The organism is Mesorhizobium sp. M0830, from assembly GCF_040319965.1.
Taxonomy (GTDB): Bacteria; Pseudomonadota; Alphaproteobacteria; order Rhizobiales; family Rhizobiaceae; genus Mesorhizobium.
This window is the reverse complement of the sequence record NZ_JAMYOR010000004.1, coordinates 20,769-38,961: the sequence shown is the minus strand read 5'-3', so window position 1 is coordinate 38,961 and position 18,193 is coordinate 20,769. Positions and strand designations below refer to the sequence as shown.

Below are 18,193 nucleotides of genomic sequence, written 5' to 3'. Positions count from 1 at the left end.
CGCAGTACCCCCCTCTGGCCTGCCGGCCATCTCCCCCTCAAGGGGGGAGATTGGCAGCCTCTCGGTCGCGACCATCCTGCCGCGTTGAAAGTTGGCGAAAGCGATGCGGCAGTCCGATCTCCCCCCTTGCGGGGGAGATGCCCGGCAGGGCAGAGGGGGGTGCCTCGCGCTGACCTGGGGGATATTCCCCTGTGAACATCCTCGTCCTCTACGCCCATCCGGTCGAGACCAGCTTCAATGCCGGCCTGCACCGGATGATCGTGGAGCGGTTGACGGCAGCGGGCCATATTGTCGATGACTGTGACCTCTATGCCGAAGGTTTCGATCCGCGGCTGACACGCCGGGAAAGGCTGGACTATCACAACCAGCGCGGCTCCTCCGATGCGGTGGCTTCCTATGTCGAACGCCTGCTGCGCGCCGATGCGCTGGTGCTTTCCTATCCGGTCTGGAACTACGGCTTTCCGGCGATCCTGAAAGGCTTCTTCGATCGCGTCTTCCTGCCGGGCGTCTCGTTCAAGCTGGTCGACGGCAAGGTGCAGCCGTCGCTGCATAACATCCGCAAAATTGCGGCGGTGACCACCTATGGTGGCAGCCGGTTCCGCGCAATGCTGATGGGCGATCCGCCGCGCAAATTGATCAAGCGTATGCTGCGCGCCGCCGTAAAGCCGGGCGCGCCGGTGAGCTATCTCGCTCACTATGCAATGAACCTGTCTACAGACGGCACGCGCAAGGCCTTCGAGGCAAGAGTCGCAGCCAGCATGGACGTCTTCTGATGCGCGCGCTGTTGGTCTACTGCCATCCGGTGCCGGAGAGTTTTTGCGCCGCAATCCGCGATACCGCCGTGGACGTGCTGAAGGCGAGGGGCTGGGAGGTGCGGCTGCTCGACCTCTATGCCGAGAAATTCGACCCGGTGATGACCTGCGACGAGCGGCGCTCCTACAACGACCAGGCGCCGCAGGACCCGGCGCTGAGGCCGCATTTCGAACTGCTCAACTGGGCGGAAGCGATCCTGTTCGTCTATCCGACCTGGTGGTATGGGCTGCCGGCGATGCTGAAGGGCTGGCTCGACCGGGTGTGGGCGACAGATGTCGCCTTCAAGCTGCCTGCTGGCAAGGGACGCATCAAGTCGCTGATGACGCACGTGACCAAGGTCGGCGTCATCACCACCTGCGGCGCGCCGACCTGGTGGAGCGTCGTCGTCGGCCAGCCCGGACGCAAGACCCTTTTGCGCGGCATGCGGGCGCTGTGCGCGACGCGTTGCCGGACATTCTTCCTGGCGCACTATCTGATGGATTCATCGACACCACGGACGCGCGCAGCGTTTTTGGCGAAAGTGCGGGCGAAGCTGGAGCGGTTTTGAGTTTTTCACCCTCCCCTTGTGGGGAGGGTCGCGCAGCAAATGCCGCAAAGCGGCTTTTGCGAAGCGGGGTGGGGGTTTCGTAGGGCGCTATCCCCCACCCCGTCCCGCAATCTCCGCTCCGCTCCGACCGCGAGCCGACCCTCCCCACAAGGGCCCACAAGGGGGAGGGTAAGAGGCGCTACATCCTCATCCGCTCCGACTTCGGGTCGTACATCGGCTTCAGCGACGCTAACGCCACAAAACGCTCGCCGGCGATCTCGATCTCGTAGGATGAGGCCAGCACGTCCGCCTCGCTCTCGCCCAGGCACTTGACATATCCGAGCCCGACGGCGCCGCCGAGATGATGGCCGTAATTGCCCGAGGTGATCGGACCGACGATCTTGCCGTCGCGCAGGATCGCTTCATTGTGGAAGAGCAGGGGTTGCGGGTCCTTCAGCCGGAACTGGACCAGCCTACGTGACAGGCCGGCTTCCTTCTTCTTCAATACTGCATCGCGGCCGATGAAGTCGCCCTTGGCCGTTCTAACCGCGAAGCCGAGGCCGGCTTCCAGCACGTCGTCCTCATCGGTAATGTCATGGCCGAAATGCCGAAAAGCCTTTTCGATGCGACAGGAATCCAGCGTGTGCAGGCCGCAGAGTTTCAGCCCGACATCGGCTCCTGCCTCTTCGATTGCTTCGAAGATATGAGCTGCCTGGTCGGTCGAGACATAGAGTTCCCAGCCGAGCTCGCCGACATAGGTGACGCGGTGGGCGCGGGCCAGGCCCATGCCGATCTCGATCTCCTGGAATGTACCGAACGGATTGGCTTCGTTGGAGAAATCGTTCGGGCTCACCTTCTGGATCAGCTTTCGCGAGTCCGGGCCCATCAGGCAGAGCACGCTTTCGGCAGCCGTGACATCGGTAATGACGACGAATTCGTCGGTGAGGTGTTTTCTCAGCCAGGCGAGATCGCGCTGCAGAGTGGCGCCGGGAACAACCAGAAAGAACGCAGTCTCCGACAGGCGCGAGACGGTGAGGTCGCTCTCGATGCCGCCACGCTGGTTGAGCATTTGGGTATAGACGATCTTGCCCGGCGCGACGTCCATGTCGTTGGCGCACAGTTTTTGCAGGAAGGCACAGGCGTCGCGGCCCTCGACGCGGATCTTGCCGAAGGAGGTCATGTCGAACAGGCCGACCTTGTTTCTGACCGCGAGATGTTCTTCGCGCTGGTTGTCGAACCAGTTCTGCCGCTTCCAGGAATAGCGGTATTCGCGCTCCTGGCCCTCGCGAGCGAACCAGTTTGCGCGCTCCCAGCCGGCGACCTCGCCGAAGACAGCACCACGCGCCTTCAGATGCTCATGCAGGGGTGAGCGTCGGACATTCCTCGATGTCGCCATCTGGCGATAAGGGAAATGGTCGGCATAGAGCAAACCGAGCGTTTCGGAGACCCGCTCCTTGAGATAGCGGCGGTTCTTCTGGAACGGCTGGGCGCGGCGGATATCGACTTCCCACAGGTCGAAGGGAGCTTCGCCATCGTTGATCCACTGCGCCAGCGCCATCCCGGCGCCGCCGGAGGAGACGATGCCGATCGAATTGTAGCCGGTCGCCATCCAGTAGCCCGGCAGCTCCGGCGCCTCGCCGAGATAATAGCGGTCGTCCGGCGTGAAACTCTCGGGGCCGTTGAAGAAGGTGTGGATGCCGGCGGTCGCCAGCATCGGCATGCGGTTGACGCCCATTTCGAGGATGGGCTCGAAATGATCCATGTCCTCGGGCAACTGGTCGAAGCAGAAATCCTCAGGGATGCCGTCCATGCCCCAGGGCTTGGCTACCGGCTCGAAGGCGCCGAGCATCATCTTGCCGGCGTCTTCCTTGTAGTACGCGCACTCGTCTGGCACGCGCAGCACCGGCAGGCGGCCGAGACCGGGGATCGGCTCGGTGACGAGATAAAAATGCTCGCAGGCGTGCAGCGGGATGGTGACGCCGTTCTGCGCGCCAAGCTCGCGCGCCCACATGCCGGCGCAGTTGACGACGATGTCGGCTTCGATGGTGCCTTGGTCTTCGCCCTGTGCCCAGGACACGCCGGTGACGCGACCGGCCCTGGTGTGGATCTTGGTGACCTTCACATTCTCGACGATTGTGGCGCCGCGCTGGCGCGCGCCCTTGGCCAGCGCCATGGCGATGTTGGCAGGGTCGCACTGGCCGTCGAGCGGCAGATGCACGGCGCCGACGACATCGGAGACATTGAGATGCGGGTACATCTCTTTGACTTCATTGGGCGAAATCTCGCGGACATCGACATCGAACGCGCGGGCGAGAGAGGCTTGTCGATAAATCTCGTGCTTGCGCTCCTCGGTCAGCGCCACGGTGATCGAGCCAACCTGGCGCATGCCGGTGCCGACCTCGGTCTCGGCTTCCAGCTTGACGTAGAGGTCGGCGGAATATTTCGCCAGTCGCGTCATGTTCTGCGAACCGCGCAACTGGCCGATCAGGCCGGCGGCATGCCAAGTCGTGCCCGACGTCAGCTGCTTGCGCTCCAGGAGCACGATGTCGGTCCAGCCGAGCTTGGCAAGGTGATAGGCGACCGAACAGCCGGAGACGCCGCCGCCGATGATGACGGCCCTTGCTTTGGCGGGAACTGCCTTGGCGGTCATGCGGCCTCGCGACGGTAGCTGGAGGCAAAGCGGCGCAGCCGGAGCGCTGCTTCCTGCAGCACGGGTTCGGGCTGGCAGAGGCTGATGCGAATATGGCCGGCTGCGGCTTCGCCGAAGCTGGAGCCGGGCATCACGGCGACATTTTCCTTGTCGAGCAGAGCCCAGGCGAATTTCTCGTCGTCGGGTTCGAACGCACTGATGTCGAGCATGACAAACATGCCGCCCTCGGAACCGCGCACGTTGACATTGTTCATCCCACGCACGGCGTCGAGCAGGACGGTGCGGCGCGCCGCATAGCGTTCGGCGATCTCCTTGACGCCATAGCGGTTCTCCAGCGCCTCGGCGCAGGCGATCGAGATGAAGGCCGGCAGGCCGTAAGTCGTCACCAGATTGAGATTGGTGAGCAGTGTGATCATCGCCTCCGGGCCTGTCAGCCAGCCCATGCGCCAGCCGGTCATGCCGTGGCTCTTCGACATCGAATTGATGACCAGCGTGCGCTCGGCCATCCCGGGCAGCGAGCGCGGCGAGACGTGTTCGCCTCCGCCCAGTGTCCAGTAGACCTCGTCCGATAGCAGCCAGAGGTCATGCTCCCTGCAGACGTCGGCGAGTTGTTCCAGCCGCTCGCGCGAATAGACCGCACCGGTCGGGTTGTTCGGCGTGTTGATCAGGATCGCGCGCGTGTTCGGCCGGAGTGCCGCCCGGATCATGTCGGCGCGCGGTTGGAAGCCGTCCTCAGCGGGCGTCTCGACGACGGTGAAATCGGCGCCTGCAGCGCTGAACGTGTTTGGATAGGTGGCGTAGTAGGGCGCCACGACGATGGCGTGGTCACCCTGGTCGAGCACGGCCTGGATGGCCGCGTAGAGCGCTGCCTGGCCGCCGGGCGTGGCGATGACCTGATCTGGTGTCGTCTCGACGCCGGTGCAGGCGCTCGAGGCCGCCGCCATCGCCTTGCGCAGGCGCGGCAAGCCGGGAAGTGGGGTGTAGTGGTGGTTGCTGCCGCGAACCGCTGTCACGCAGGCTTCGATCGTTTGCGAAGGCGTGTCGAAATCATGGTCGCCGACCGACAGCATGATGATGTCTTCGCCAGCCTCCTTGCGGGCCCAGGCGGCTGAATGGACTTCCCAGCCGTCCTTGCCCGAAGGCACGATGCCGGAGATGCGCGATGATGGCTTAGGCATGAAAAACTCCCGAAATTTCGTAGCCGGCCTGTTCGAGTCGGTCGCGCAGAGCAGCGATATGCGGCGGTCCAACCTCGCAGCAACCACCGACAATATCCGCGCCGGCCTCGACCCAGCCGATCGCCTGGTCGGCATAGGCTTCCGGGCCGAGATCATGTCGCGCGTGCAGCACATCGACGGTGCCGCCGTGCTTGAGCGCTTCGGTGGAGGTGAAGCCGTTGGCATAGGCGCCGACCGGGCCGCCGAGGTCGATCAATTCAGGCAGTGCCGCGGCAATCGCTTCCGGCCGGCAGCAGTTGAGCAGCCGTGCAGCGACTGCCAAGCCGTCGAGCGCGCTTGCCGCGGCGGTTATTGCCTCACCACTGCGCAGCCGCGGTTTGCCGTGATCGGCCAGCGTCCACGAGACCCATACGGGCTTGCCGCTTTCCGATGCCGCGGTGACTGCCGCGCGCGCCTCCTCTGCGGACGCCATGGTTTCGCACAGGAACAGGTCGACGCCATCAGCCTGCTCGGCAACGACGCGCCGGTAGATGTCGAGCGTATCCTGATATGAAATGGTCAGTGCCGGTGCGTAACTGCCGAACAGCGGCGACAGGCAGCCGGCGATCGCCGCATCGCCGGCCTCGTCGCGGGCTTGCCTCGCCAATTCGATGCCGCGCTTCTGCAATGGCTTGAAGAGGTCCTCGGCGCCCTCACGCGCCAGGCGTTCGGGTGTCGCTGAATAGGTGTTGATGGTGATGACGCGAGCGCCGGCACGGATGAATTCCGCGTGCAGGCCGCGCACCAGATCCGGCTCATCGATCAGCACCCTGGCCGACCAGAGCGGTGTCGGCTCGGATTTGCTGCGGCGAACCAGTTCCTGTCCCATGCCGCCATCGGTGAGAATGATCCTCTTCATGCGCGCAGCCTCTCGTTCTTTGGATCCCATAGCGGCTCGTCTTTCTGGACGACCGCCTGGAAACGGTCGCCGAAGATTTCGACCTCGACGGCGGTACCGGGTTCGGTCAGATCGGCGCGCAGCATGCCGAGTGCGATCGACTTGTCGATGCGATGACCCCAGCCGCCCGACGTCGTCTCGCCGACGATCCGGCCGTCATGCCACAGCGTCGACATGTAGGGAGCGTCGCAGTCGCCGGGATTTTCGACGATCAGCGTGACGAAACGCTTCTTCACACCCTGTTGTTTTTCGATCAGCAACGCCGACTTGCCGCGGAACTCGGGCTTATCCCATTTGACGAAGCGCTCGAGCCCGCCTTGCAGGATCGAATAGTCGGTCGAAAGGTCGCCCTTCCAGGTGCGGTAGCCTTTTTCAAGCCTGAGCGAATCCAGCGCATACATGCCGAACGGCTTCAGTCCGTGCTGCTGTCCTGCCGCGCAGACCGCGTCGAAGATGGCGGCGGTGTCGTCGACCCTTGTGTGGATCTCCCAGCCGAGTTCGCCGGCGAAGGAGACGCGCACAAGTTTCGCCCAGCGGCCGGCGATCTTGGTCTCCTGATGCGTCAGCCATGGCAGAGCGAGGTCGGCTTCGCAGACATCGGCGAGAATTTTTCGCGAGTTGGGGCCGGCCAGGACCTGTGTCGAGAATTCCTCGGTCCGGTCGATCAACTTGAATGGTGCATCCTTGGGCATGCGCGACTTCAGCCATTCGAAATCATGCCATTGCGCGACCGCCGCGGTGATCAGCGTCATCAAATTCTCGTCGTGACGCACGACGGACATTTCGGTGACGATGCGGCCCTTGTCGTCGGCGAAATAGACGAGGCCGATGCGGCCGGGTTTCGGCACCAGCCCGGTAACCTGCAGGCTCAGCCATTCGGCGGCGCCCGGGCCGTCGAGGTTGAAGCGCGAGAAGCCTGGCAGGTCGAGGATGCCGGCTGCGTCGCGCACCGCCAGGCATTCTTCGCGCACGCGATGCTGCCATGGTCCGTCGCGGCGGAAGGTCAGTGTGGCTTCCTCGGAAACATCATCGCCGTCTTTCGCATACCAGGTGGCGCGCTCCCAACCATTGTAGGCGTCGAAGCGGGCTCCGAACGCCTTGATGCGATCGTGGATCGGCGACAGCTTGCGGTCGCGGCCTTCAGGCCAGACATGGCGCGGAAACTGGATGGCGTATTCGTTGCCATAGATCTCCATGCCCTTGGCGACGCAATAGTCTGGCGCCGAGGCAAAGGACGTGAAGCGGCGCGGATCGCACGACCACATGTCCCATTCGGTCTGGCCTTCGGTCACCCATTCGGCCAGCACCTTGCCGGCGCCGCCGCCCTGGGCGATGCCGAAGGTGAAGACGCAGGCCTCGAAGGCGTTGGGAACGCCGGGCATCGGCCCGATCAGCGGATTGCCGTCCGGCGTGTAGGGGATCGGCCCATTGATGACCTTGGACAGGCCGGCCGTGCCCAGGATCGGCACGCGGGCGACGGCGTCGGCCAGATAGTGCTCCAGCCGGTCGAGATCGTCGGGGAACAGCTGGAAGGAAAAATCCTCCGGCATCGGATCGTTATGGGTCGCCCAATGCGCGCGGCAATTGCGCTCGTAGGGGCCAAGGTTCATGCCGTTCTTTTCCTGGCGCAAATAGTAGGAGGTGTCGACGTCGCGCAGCAGCGGCAATTTCTTGCCCTGTTCCTTCGACCACGCCGCCAGTTCCGCAATTTCCTCGAACAATATGTACTGATGGCTCATCACCATCATCGGTACCTCGCGGCCGAACATCTTGCCGACTTCGGCGGCGCGGTAACCGGCAGCATTGACGACGATCTCGCAGCGGATCTCGCCTTGCGCTGTCTCGACCACCCATTCGTCGTTCTCGCGGCGCACGCCTGTGACCGGGCAGAAACGGATGATTTTCGCGCCCATGTCGCGTGCGCCCTTGGCCAGCGCCTGCGTGAGCTGCGCCGGATCGATGTCGCCATCGCTCGGATCGTAGAGCGCGCCCTTCAAATCATGCGTCTCGATGAAGGGATAGCGGCGCTTGATCTCATCGACGCCGACAATGTCGATGTCCATGCCCTGATAGCGGCCCATGCCCTTGGCGCGCTGAAACTCCTGCATACGCTCTTTCGTATGAGCAAGGCGCAGCGAACCGGTAACGTGGTAGTTCATGGGATAGTCGACCGCTTCGGCCAGCCCGCGATAAAGCTCGGTCGAATAGCGCTGCATGTTCATCAGCGACCAGGACGAGGAGAAGGTCGGGACGTTGCCGGCAGCATGCCAGGTCGAGCCGGAGGTCAGCTCGTTCTTTTCCAGAAGCACGCAGTCGGTCCAGCCCGCCTTAGCGAGATGATAGAGCGAGGAGGTGCCGACGGCACCGCCTCCGATGATCACCACGCGAGCCGTGCTCGGCAAACCCGCCATGTTCTTCTCCCAAACCTGAAGCGCGTCGCGCTTCTATTTTTGTTTTGATGCATGTCGTTCTCCCAAAACCGCTGCACACTTTTGGGCGACATGCATTCTTCAATAGACTGGTGGTGAAACCACCCAGATGACAATTGCCGGCTCGGAACCCGGATTGCGCCAACGGTAGGGCTTGCCTTCGAAGCGAAAGGAATCGCCCTCGCCAAGCCGATGCCAGACGCCGGCTATTTCGATGTCGAACAGTCCGGATGCGACGTACCCGGCTTCCTCGGTCGGCCGCTGTGCCTCGGCCTTCAGTTCGGCACCCGGCGCGAAGACCGAACGCACCATTTCGAAGCTACCGCCGAGATCGGGCGACAGAAGCTCCTCCACCAAGCCGGTTTCGCTTGTGCCAAGCGTGCGACGTCTGCCGGCGCGCACAACCACGCCGCGCTCGCTTTCGACAGGCACGTCATGGCTGAAGAACAGGCTGATCGGCACGCCGAACAGTTCGGCGAAGGCTCTGAGGTCGCTGAGCGATGGCGTCGACAAGCCACGCTCCACCTGGCTGACCCAACCGACCGAACGGCCAAGCTTCAAGCCGATCTCCGCCAGCGTCAGACCACGCAGTTTGCGCAAGGCCCTAATATCGCCGGCCAGCACGCGTTCGTCAGGTCCCTGCAATGTACTTGCTGTAGGCGAAGGCAAAGCGCTCATTTCGTGAAAAATTCCAGATAAATTTCATGAGAAATCAAGCGCATGAAAAAATCAAGTCGATTTTCACGCTTGCTCAAGATTTGCTTGCACGATTTTGATGGTTCATGCAAAGGCTCGGGCACGAACGGCGAGTGGGGACGTCTGGTCGAGACGAGGGTTAAGGGACGGCCCATGCTGGAAAACAACACTCGAATCGCGAGCGAGGCCGAGATCGTCGACGAGGCGATTCTGTCGCGCCGCTCGGTGCGCGCTTTCCTGCCCGACATGGTCGACGACGATACGATCCGCGCCATTCTGGCAGTTGCAGCGCGGGCTCCGTCGGGCACCAATATGCAGCCGTGGAAGGTCTACGTCACCAAGGGCGAGACAAAGCAGCAGATTACCGACGCCATTCTCAATTCCGGCATTCGCGCCGAAAAAGCCGACTGGGACGAGTACCGCTACTATCCCACGCAGTTCTTCGAGCCGTACCTGACCCGGCGCCGCGCCAACGGCTTCGGCCTCTATGGCGCGCTCGGCATCGGCCGCCGCGAGGTCGACAAGATGCGCGCCCAGCACGACCGCAACTTCGTCTTCTTCGACGCGCCGGTCGGCATGATCTTCACCATCGACCGCCGGCTCAACCAAGGCTCATGGATCGACTACGGCATGTTCCTGCAGAACATCATGGTCGCGGCGCGCGGTAGGGGTTTGCATACTTGCCCACAAGCAGCGTTTGCACCCTACCATCGTCAGATAAGGCCGGTGCTCAACATTCCCGACGAGGAGATCGTCGTCTGCGGTATGGCGCTTGGCCATGAGGACCTATCCAAACCGGAAAACACCTTCCGCACCGATCGCGTGCCGCTGGAAGAGTGGGTGACGTTCAGCGAATAAGCCGGCCGGCTAGGAATCCGGGTGGTAGGTGGGCAAGCAGCGCCCAGAGCGTGATGACGCCCTCGATCACGAACTGGAGGCGGAAGTCGTCGGCGAGGGGCCGGCCGCCTCTACTGCACCTCGTAGCCGACTTCCTCGCTTGCGTGACAGAGCGCCTTCCAGAACGACCGGGCGAAGGAGCGGAAGACGTAGATGTCGAACTGGTCGGCGCCGGTGCGCTGGATCTGGGCGAAGACATCGTGATGGGCGGTCGAGCGGCCGGCGCCGACCGGGAAGGCAGGCAGCGAAAAGTCGATGGCGAAGAACTTTGCCAGCACCCATTCGGCCTTCGGCCCGGCAATGCGGATCACGGTGCGGCCATGCGAAAGGTCGGTGATCGTACCGATGGCCGGGGTAACCACCTTGGCAAAGGCAGCGGCCAACCCCTCGGCCTCGTCGGCAACGGTGAACTTTCCAGGCGCGAAGCCGAACACCGACTTCACGCCGTCGCTCGCTCCGCCGCCGGCACCGTCCGGCAGCGCAAGCCCAGTGACGGTGTGGATGGCTGATATCAGCTTCTTCTCTTCGCCAGGCCAGGCGGCGAGCTGCACGATCGAGCCCGGCCGCGTCTCGGTCAGGATGATCTCGACGCCGTGCTCGAAATTGCCGTGCGAGCCGACGTGAAATTCCGGATCGAGTGGCGACAAGTGCTCTGGCGGCTTGCGCTCGGGTGATGGGCGCTCAACCATGCATGCGACTCCCGTCCGGATCGAAGAAGTGGTTGGAGACGATCTCGACCGGTCCGAACCGGTTGCGCAGGGGATCGGAGACATGGGCGCGCGTGCCTTGCCTGGCCTTGCCGCCCTTGACCAGCGCCAGCGCGATATGCTTGCCGAGCGCCGGCGAATAGCAGCAGGCGGTGATGTGGCCGATGGAACCGTGCGGATTGGCCTCGTCCAGTTCTTCGACGATGTGCGCTCCGCCGTTGAGTGGCCGGTTGTCGAGCGAAATCAGGCCGACCAGTTCCAGGCGGTCAGCGGCGATCAGGCCTTCGCGGTCCATCATCGCCGAGCCGATGAACGGCTTCTTCTTCGACAGCATCCAGTCGAGATGCAAATCGCGCGCAGTGGTGCGGCCATCGATCTCGGCGCCCGTGACATGGCCCTTTTCGATGCGCATCGTGCCCAGTGCTTCAAGTCCGTAGGTGACCAGCCCGAACGGTCTGCCGGCCTCAATCAAGGCTTCCCAGACATGGGTGCCATAGCCTGCGCCGGAATAGACTTCGAATGCCATTTCACCGGAGAAAGACAGCCGGCAAATCATCACCGGTACGCCTGATATCTCGCCACGAACGATGCCCATGAACGGCAAGGTAGCGTTGTCCACCGCTGTGCCAGTGACACATGTAGCAAGGATCTGCCTGGCCTTGGGCCCGCCGATCGCGGCGCCCGCCCATTCGTCGGTCACCGAGGTGACGTGGACTTTCAGCTCCGGCCAGATCATGTCGAGGAAATATTCGAGATGCTGCATCACCTTGCCAGCGTTGGCCGTGGTGGTGGTCATCAGGAAATCCTGCTCGCCGAGTCGCCAGGTGGTGCCGTCGTCGAAGGCGAGGCCGTCCTCGCGCAGCATGAGGCCGTAGCGGGCCTTGCCGACGGCGAGCGTCGAAAACATGTTGGTGTAGACGCGGTCGAGGAACAGAGCGGCGTCGAGCCCTTGCACCGCAATCTTGCCCAGTGTCGAGACATCGACGATGCCGGCGCTCTCGCGCGTCGCCTTGGCTTCGCGGACATAGGCCTGCTCGACCGTCTCGCCGGCATGGCCGTAGATCATCGGACGGTACCAGAGGCCGGCGGAATACATCGTTGCACCATTGGCTAGATGCCAGTCATGCATCGGCGTCAGCCGTTCGGGCTTCAGGTCGCCGAAGCGCTCGGCCGCCAGCGAACCGATCGAAACCGGTGCAAAGGGCGGCCGGAATCGCGTCGTGCCGACCTCTGGGATCGGCTTGCCCAGCGCTTCGGCCATGATGGCAAGGCCGGGCACGTTGGAGCTCTTGCCCTGGTCGGTCGCCATGCCGAGCGTGGTGTAGCGCTTCAGATGCTCGACCGAGACAAAGCCTTCGCGATGCGCCAGCCGCACGTCCTCGGCGGTGACGTCGTGCTGGAAGTCGACAAAGCTCCTGCCCTTGGCCCTGATCTCGAACACCGGGGCAGGACGGGGGTCACAAGGCAAGGATTCGATAATCGGGTACGCCATCGGCGTGACTGTTGCGCCGATCGCCGAAAAACCGGCGTTGCGGCCGTCCAGTATTGCCTCGAGGGTCATGAAATGGCCGCTGAAGGCGCCGGCGCCGACCCATTTCTGCGTCGGCTTCGGCGGCAGGAAAGCTTGCAACGCCTCGTTCCATTCCGCTTTGGCGCCAGCCTGGCTTGCGAGATGGATGGTCGGCGACCAGCCGCCGGACATCAGCAGGCAATCGGCATGGATGCTGCGCGCGTCGCCGGCGAGCGTTCCGTTGGTCATGTCGAAGCGTTGCAGCTTGAGGCCGGACAGCGCCTTGCCACCTTCGGTGGCGACGACGGCGTAACCGGCGAAGATCTCGGCTTCGGCTTCCGTGGCCAGCTTGCGCATCTCTGGCGACAGCTCCGGCCTGATATCGGCGATGGCGACGATCGCGGCACCGGCCTTCTTCAAGGCGACGGCTGCCCGGTAGGCGCTGTCATTGTTGGTGAACAGCGCGATCCGCTCCCCCGGCAGCACGCCGAACTCGTTGGCATAGCGCTCGGCGGCATGCGCCAGCATCACGCCTGGCCGGTCATTGCCGGGGAACACCAGCGGCCGTTCGAAAGCGCCGGTGGCCAGCACCACGGATTTGGCGCGGATCGCCCAGTAGCGATGGCGCGGCTCGCCTTTGCCTGGCTGCTCCTTGTGATCGTTGACCCGTTCGAGCGCGGCGAGCGTGTTGTTATCGTAGTAGCCCCACACCGTGGTGCGCGGCAAAAGCCGGACATTGTCGCGGCCTTCGAGCTGGGCGACGATGCGGCGAGCCCAATCGGCGGTCGATGCGCCATCGATGGTCTCGTCGGACCAGTTGGCCGAACCGCCGAAACGCGGTTCGAGATCGGCCAGCATGACGCGGACGCCCAGATCGGCGGCGGTCTTGGCTGCCATCAGGCCGGCCGGGCCGGAGCCGACCACCAGCACATCGCAAAATGCGTTCATGCGCTCGTAGCGGGCCGGGTCCTTGGCCGATCCGGCGCTGCCGAGCCCGGCGGCACGACGGATGAAATGCTCGCAAAACATCCAGAAGCGCGTGCCCTTCAGCGGACCGAACACCGGTCCCATGAACGTCTTGTAGTAGAAGCCGGCCGAAAGGATCTTGCCGCCGAGCTGGTTGACGGCGTTGATGTCCCAGGTAAGCGAGGGAAAGCGGTTCTGGCTGATGGCAACCAGCCCGTCATGGATCTCGACCATGGTCGCCGGAATATTAGGCTCGCGAACCTCGCCCCTCAGCACCGTCACCAGGGCGTTGGGCTCCTCGATGCCCGCGGTGAGCAGGCCGCGCGGGCGGTGGTATTTGAACGAGCGACCGAAGAGGGTGACGCCCTTGGCCAGCAGGGCCGATGCCAGCGTATCGCCGGCATGGCCGCTGTAGGTCGCGCCGTCGAAGGTGAAGCGGATCGTTTTCAGCCGGTCGATGCGGCCGCCGGTGTCGGTGCGGCGCGGGCTCATGCCTTGTCCTCCGCCTTGCGGCGCGCGGCCGAGCCATGATCGCCGCGCACAAAGGCGACGCTGGAAATCTCATGCGTCAGCGTGTTGCGCACGACCCTCAGATGCGCGCGGCAACCACCGGAATGCTGCCAGATCTCGTTGTGTTCGCCGGCCGGGTTCAGGCGGTCGTAGACATAGGCGTTCCACGCCTCGAAATTCTGCGAGGCAGGGTCGGGACGCTGACGGTTGCCGTCACCTTGATAGGTAAACTCGATGACGTCGCGCGGGCCGCAATAGGGGCAGGTGATCAGCATCGAATTTTATCTTCTTGGTTGACCATGAGTTTATCGGAAAACCGTTCTCCACTTTTCCGCATCATGGTTTAATGCAGCCGCGGGTTTGCACCCTGGCCCTTGTCGTCGATCATCAGGCCGCGATGGAAGCGGTCAAGCGTGAAGGGGGCGTTGAGGTCGTGCGGCTGATCCTTGGCGATGGTCCAGGCGAAGCACCAGCCGGAAGCCGGCGTCGCCTTGAAGCCGCCATAGCACCAGCCGCAGTTGAGATACATGCCGGGCAGGGGGCCGGTGGTGATGATCGGCGAGCCATCCATCGACATGTCGCAGACGCCGCCCCAGGAGCGCAGCATGCGCACGCGGGCAAGGCCCGGAAACAGCGCCAGCATCTCGCTCATCACCTCATCGACGATAGGCAAATTGCCGCGCTGGGCGTAACTGTTGTAGCCGTCGATGTCGCCGCCATAGATGAGGCCGCCCTTGTCCGACTGCGACATGTAGAAATGGCCCATGCCAAACGTGACGACGGTTTCGATGAAGGGCTTCAGCGATTCCGTCACGAAGGCCTGCAGCACATGGCTTTCGATCGGCATCGTCTCGATGCCGGCCAGCTGCATGACGCGTCCAGTGCTGCCGGCCACCGCGACAGCCACCTTCTTGGCGCGGATGTCGCCGCGCGACGTCGTGACGCCCGTGATGCTGTCGCCATCGCGAAGGAAGCTGGTGACCTCGCAATTCTCGATGATATCGACGCCACGGCGGTCGGCGCCACGCGCATAGCCCCAGGCCACCGCATCGTGGCGAGCAGTGCCGGCGCGCCGCTGCATCAAGCCGCCGACCACCGGAAAGCGTGCGTCGGCGGAAATGTCGAGCGCCGGGATCAGGCGCTTGATCTGCGCCGGTGTCATCAGCTCGGCGTCGACGCCGAGATGGCGCATGGCGTTGCCGCGCCTTGCATAGTCGTCGAACTGGGCCGGCGTGTGCGCCAGGTTCAGGCAGCCGCGCTGCGAAAACATGACGTTGTAGTTGAGCTCGTGCGAAAGGTTCTCCCACAACTTCATCGAGTGTTCGTAGAAGCGGGTGTTGGCCGGCAGCAGGTAGTTCGAGCGCACGGCTGTCGTGTTGCGGCCGACATTGCCGGAGCCGAGCCAGCCTTTCTCCAGCACGGCGACATTGGTGATGCCGTGCTCCTTGGCGAGATAATAAGCGGTCGCCAGCCCGTGGCCACCGCCGCCGATGATGACGACGTCATAGGACGCTTTCGGGTCCGGCTTCCGCCAGGCCGGCTTCCAGTCCTTGTTTCCCTTGAGCGCGTTCGCGAGCAGCGAAAAGGCCGAGTACTCTGCCATCATGGTCATCCGGTTCGGGCGATGCGGCAGACTATAGAGCAGGCCGCATCGGCAAAGCCAATATTGCGCCATTGCCTTTCGACTGGCCGACGCACTGTGTGATCGGACGGGCCAGTGATGGTTGCGACGGCTTGCTCCATGATATGGCCGTCTCTATCAAGGACAGGCAATTTCAAATTGCCTTTACCGCACGAGTCGCCGTCAAAATCATGATTTTCCGATTGCATCGCCTCATTCTGATCCTCGCGCTCGTTTTCTCGGCGCTGCACCCGTTCGACGCTACGGCGCAAGCAATCGGCCAGGGCGCCGCCGGACTGATCACCGATCAGCAGAAAGTCATCCAAGGCCTGACGGCCAAGACTGACGACCTCGAGAAGAAGATACAGCAGGACGGTGAGGACGATGCCTCGCTGGTGGATATACGTCTGCAACTGGAGGGTCTGTCGCGGGCGGCCCTCACTGGTGCGCTGGCGTTCCGTTCGCGTCTCAACGATATCAACAATCGGATCGAGACACTGGGTCCGCCGCCGGCGGCAGGCCAGCCGCAGGAGCCCGACATAGTGACCGGCGAACGCCAGGCGCTGGCGTCGGAGAAGGCCGAGATCAATGCGGTCGTCGCCAGCGCGCAGAACCTGTCGATCCGCATCAGCGGGCTGATCGACAGGATCGGCAGCATGCGCAGCGAGCTGTTCCGCAATCTTTTGACCAAGCGCTACGTGCTATCCGATGCACTGAGCCCGCAGGTCTTCTCTGACGCCAGGGACGAATTCGACAATTTCTACAAGGCGGTATCGTCCTGGCTGAGCTTCGCCTTCAAGTTCAAGTTCCAGGCCGTCCTTGCCGCGACCTTCGTGGCGCTCGGGCTGGCCCTGGTGCTGCTGGTTGGTGGCAGGCGCCTGTTCGGGCGGGTGTTCGAGGCTGATCCCACCAACGAAGATCCATCCTATCTCAGCCGTCTTTCGGTGGCCTTCTGGTCGACCTTGCTGCCGACGCTGGCGGTCGGTGTATTCCTGGCCTCCACGGTATTCTTTTTCAACTATTACAATGTGCTACGCGGCGATATCGGCCTCTTCCTGAATGCGCTCGCCGCGGTTATCGGGGTGGTGTTCTGCGTCAACAGGCTGACCAACGCGGCGCTTGAGCCGCGGCTGCCGAACTGGCGGCTTATCCCCGTCGAAACCGGCCCGGCGCGCTGGCTGGCGCGGCTGACGACCGCTATGGCGGTGGTTATCGGCGTCAACTATTTCCTGTCAGTGGTCAACGACAAGATGGGCTCGCCGCTGTCGCTGATCATCGCCCGCAGTTTCGGTGCCACCATCATCGTCGGCGTTATCCTGATCCTGATGGCGATGCTGAGGCCGTTCAAGGCGCATGATGGAAGCTGGCGGCCGTGGCCGGCATGGCTGCGCTATACATCGCTTGCGCTTGGTCTTTTCACCATCATTGCCGCGCTGCTCGGCTATATCGGACTTGCCTTGTTCGTCTCTCAACAGGTGGTCGTTACCGGCACTGCGCTGGTCACAGCCTATATCGGCTTCCTGTCGGCGCGCGCGATCGGCGAGGAGGGCGCTTTCACCAACACGTCCGTCGGGCGCTGGCTGTCAGCCAATTCGAGTTACGAGGATACCGCGCTCGACCAGCTCGGCCTCGTCGTCAGCGTCGCCATCAATGTGATGATCGTGCTGGTATTCCTGCCGCTGATCCTGCTGATGTGGGGCTTCCAGCCCGGCGATATCGAGGCCTGGGCCTACAAACTGGCAACCGGGATCAATATCGGCTCGGTGACGATTTCGGTCACCGGCATTCTTTCGGGCATCGTCGTCTTCATCATCGGCTATTTCCTGACGCGCTGGTTCCAGGGCTGGCTAGACGGTTCGGTGATGGCGCGCGGCAAGGTCGATACCGGGGTGCGCAATTCGATCCGGCTGGCGGTCGGCTACGCCGGTGTTGCGCTGGCGGCGCTCGTCGGCATATCGGCGGCGGGCATCGACCTCTCCAGTCTGGCGCTGGTCGCCGGCGCTCTTTCCCTCGGTATCGGTTTTGGCCTGCAGAACGTTGTGTCCAATTTCGTTTCCGGCCTGATCCTTCTGGCGGAACGGCCGTTCAAGGTCGGCGACTGGATCGTCGCCGGCGATGTCAGCGGCACCGTCAAGAAGATCAGCGTGCGCGCCACCGAGATCGAAACTTTCCAGCGGCAATCGGTCATCCTGCCCAATTCGAACCTGATCAACAACGCCGTCGGCAATTGGACGCATCGCAACAAGCTCGGCCGTATCGATATCAAGGTCGGCGTTGCCTATGGCAGCGACGTCAAGCAGGTACATGCCGTCCTGCTGGACATCGCCCGCAGCCATCCCTTGGTGCTGAAAAACCCCGAACCCTTCGTGCTGTTTTCCAACTTCGGGCCTGCCGCACTCGAATTCGAGATCCGCGTGTTCCTGGCCGATGTGATGAACGGCAACATCGCGCAGAACGACATCCGATTTGCCGTGCTTGAGAAATTCAGCGGCGAGCACATCGAAATTCCATCGACGCCGCGCGCCGTCGTCGATGTCAGCAAACCCAAGGCCTGGCCGACCGATGATGACAAGATCGAGGCCGACTTCGCCGAGCAGGAGCAGGCCAAGGTGGAGGCTGCCGCCGAAGCAAGACGGGCGGCCAAGACGGGACGCAAGGCGCGCAAGCCAGATCCCGACTAAGTTGTGCCGATTTCAACCAGCCCGCCAATTGACGCGCTCGGACCGGCAAAGCCAATTGCGGCATGAATGCGG

At 63.2% G+C, this 18,193-nt stretch carries 14 protein-coding genes; 4 read left to right on the top strand and 10 right to left on the bottom strand.

Translation table 11 applies throughout. The annotated features are described in order from the left end of the window. The first annotated feature begins 191 nt into the window (after positions 1–191). Together NKI20_RS04000 and NKI20_RS03995 are read left to right on the top strand one after the other, a co-directional pair. Positions 192–773, top strand: coding sequence for an NAD(P)H-dependent oxidoreductase (locus tag NKI20_RS04000; RefSeq protein WP_352828487.1), 582 nt, complete (start codon positions 192–194; stop codon positions 771–773). Further along, positions 773–1,360, top strand: coding sequence for an NAD(P)H-dependent oxidoreductase (locus tag NKI20_RS03995; RefSeq protein ID WP_352828484.1), 588 nt, complete (start codon positions 773–775; stop codon positions 1,358–1,360). Before NKI20_RS04000 ends, NKI20_RS03995 begins: the two co-directional genes overlap by 1 nt. A gap of 178 nt (positions 1,361–1,538) precedes the next feature. Here the strand turns inward: NKI20_RS03995 and NKI20_RS03990 are convergent, their stop codons facing one another. From NKI20_RS03990 to NKI20_RS03970, 5 genes are all read right to left on the bottom strand, one after another. Further along, a complete protein-coding gene (locus NKI20_RS03990) occupies positions 1,539–3,989 on the bottom strand; it encodes a GcvT family protein (RefSeq protein WP_352828481.1) in 2,451 nt (816 codons plus the stop codon). Then, positions 3,986–5,167 (bottom strand): pyridoxal phosphate-dependent aminotransferase, encoded by a 1,182-nt coding sequence (locus NKI20_RS03985; protein WP_352828478.1) that lies wholly within the window; start codon positions 5,165–5,167, stop codon positions 3,986–3,988. Before NKI20_RS03985 ends, NKI20_RS03990 begins: the two co-directional genes overlap by 4 nt. After that, on the bottom strand, positions 5,160–6,065 hold the full coding sequence (locus NKI20_RS03980) for a homocysteine S-methyltransferase family protein (protein WP_352828475.1): 906 nt from the start codon (positions 6,063–6,065) through the stop codon (positions 5,160–5,162). The genes NKI20_RS03985 and NKI20_RS03980 overlap by 8 nt, the downstream gene beginning before the upstream one ends. Further along, on the bottom strand, positions 6,062–8,515 hold the full coding sequence (locus tag NKI20_RS03975) for a GcvT family protein (RefSeq protein WP_352828472.1): 2,454 nt from the start codon (positions 8,513–8,515) through the stop codon (positions 6,062–6,064). The genes NKI20_RS03980 and NKI20_RS03975 overlap by 4 nt, the downstream gene beginning before the upstream one ends. A gap of 99 nt (positions 8,516–8,614) precedes the next feature. Next, positions 8,615–9,211, bottom strand: a complete 597-nt coding sequence (locus NKI20_RS03970) for a helix-turn-helix domain-containing protein (protein ID WP_352828469.1) — start codon at positions 9,209–9,211, stop codon at positions 8,615–8,617. A gap of 171 nt (positions 9,212–9,382) precedes the next feature. On the opposite strand from NKI20_RS03970, the gene NKI20_RS03965 reads away from it, so the two are divergent. Next, on the top strand, positions 9,383–10,087 hold the full coding sequence (locus tag NKI20_RS03965; protein WP_023757774.1) for a nitroreductase: 705 nt from the start codon (positions 9,383–9,385) through the stop codon (positions 10,085–10,087). 110 nt (positions 10,088–10,197) lie between these two features. On the opposite strand, the gene NKI20_RS03960 is transcribed toward NKI20_RS03965, so the two are convergent. The 5 genes from NKI20_RS03960 to NKI20_RS03940 form a co-directional block, all read right to left on the bottom strand. Beyond that, a complete protein-coding gene (locus tag NKI20_RS03960) occupies positions 10,198–10,815 on the bottom strand; it encodes a sarcosine oxidase subunit gamma (protein WP_352828464.1) in 618 nt (205 codons plus the stop codon). Beyond that, positions 10,808–13,801 (bottom strand): sarcosine oxidase subunit alpha, encoded by a 2,994-nt coding sequence (locus NKI20_RS03955; protein ID WP_352828461.1) that lies wholly within the window; start codon positions 13,799–13,801, stop codon positions 10,808–10,810. The genes NKI20_RS03960 and NKI20_RS03955 overlap by 8 nt, the downstream gene beginning before the upstream one ends. Then, the gene (locus NKI20_RS03950; protein ID WP_023757771.1) at positions 13,798–14,094 is read right to left on the bottom strand and encodes a sarcosine oxidase subunit delta; all 297 of its coding nucleotides are present in this window, start codon (positions 14,092–14,094) and stop codon (positions 13,798–13,800) included. The genes NKI20_RS03955 and NKI20_RS03950 overlap by 4 nt, the downstream gene beginning before the upstream one ends. Positions 14,095–14,162: 68 nt before the next feature. After that, a complete protein-coding gene (locus tag NKI20_RS03945; RefSeq protein ID WP_352828764.1) occupies positions 14,163–15,422 on the bottom strand; it encodes a sarcosine oxidase subunit beta in 1,260 nt (419 codons plus the stop codon). A gap of 5 nt (positions 15,423–15,427) precedes the next feature. Then, on the bottom strand, positions 15,428–15,649 hold the full coding sequence (locus tag NKI20_RS03940) for a hypothetical protein (RefSeq protein ID WP_352828784.1): 222 nt from the start codon (positions 15,647–15,649) through the stop codon (positions 15,428–15,430). Between NKI20_RS03940 and NKI20_RS03935 the strand changes: the two genes are divergently transcribed. Continuing rightward, complete coding sequence (locus NKI20_RS03935; RefSeq protein WP_352828458.1) at positions 15,632–18,121, top strand: mechanosensitive ion channel family protein; 2,490 nt, start codon at positions 15,632–15,634, stop codon at positions 18,119–18,121. The genes NKI20_RS03940 and NKI20_RS03935 overlap by 18 nt on opposite strands. The last annotated feature ends 72 nt before the right edge of the window (positions 18,122–18,193 follow it).

What these genes read in the sequence shown, in the direction of transcription:
- NKI20_RS03995 (WP_352828484.1), top strand. Translation starts at nt 773, where the DNA reads ATGCGCGCGCTGTTGGTCTACTGCCATCCGGTGCCGGAGAGTTTTTGC.
- NKI20_RS03990 (WP_352828481.1), bottom strand. Translation starts at nt 3,989, where the DNA reads ATGACCGCCAAGGCAGTTCCCGCCAAAGCAAGGGCCGTCATCATCGGC.
- NKI20_RS03985 (WP_352828478.1), bottom strand. Translation starts at nt 5,167, where the DNA reads ATGCCTAAGCCATCATCGCGCATCTCCGGCATCGTGCCTTCGGGCAAG.
- NKI20_RS03980 (WP_352828475.1), bottom strand. Translation starts at nt 6,065, where the DNA reads ATGAAGAGGATCATTCTCACCGATGGCGGCATGGGACAGGAACTGGTT.
- NKI20_RS03975 (WP_352828472.1), bottom strand. Translation starts at nt 8,515, where the DNA reads ATGGCGGGTTTGCCGAGCACGGCTCGCGTGGTGATCATCGGAGGCGGT.
- NKI20_RS03970 (WP_352828469.1), bottom strand. Translation starts at nt 9,211, where the DNA reads ATGAGCGCTTTGCCTTCGCCTACAGCAAGTACATTGCAGGGACCTGAC.
- NKI20_RS03965 (WP_023757774.1), top strand. Translation starts at nt 9,383, where the DNA reads ATGCTGGAAAACAACACTCGAATCGCGAGCGAGGCCGAGATCGTCGAC.
- NKI20_RS03960 (WP_352828464.1), bottom strand. Translation starts at nt 10,815, where the DNA reads ATGGTTGAGCGCCCATCACCCGAGCGCAAGCCGCCAGAGCACTTGTCG.
- NKI20_RS03955 (WP_352828461.1), bottom strand. Translation starts at nt 13,801, where the DNA reads ATGAGCCCGCGCCGCACCGACACCGGCGGCCGCATCGACCGGCTGAAA.
- NKI20_RS03950 (WP_023757771.1), bottom strand. Translation starts at nt 14,094, where the DNA reads ATGCTGATCACCTGCCCCTATTGCGGCCCGCGCGACGTCATCGAGTTT.
- NKI20_RS03945 (WP_352828764.1), bottom strand. Translation starts at nt 15,422, where the DNA reads ATGGCAGAGTACTCGGCCTTTTCGCTGCTCGCGAACGCGCTCAAGGGA.
- NKI20_RS03935 (WP_352828458.1), top strand. Translation starts at nt 15,632, where the DNA reads ATGATTTTCCGATTGCATCGCCTCATTCTGATCCTCGCGCTCGTTTTC.
- NKI20_RS03940 (WP_352828784.1), bottom strand. Translation starts at nt 15,649, where the DNA reads ATGCAATCGGAAAATCATGATTTTGACGGCGACTCGTGCGGTAAAGGC.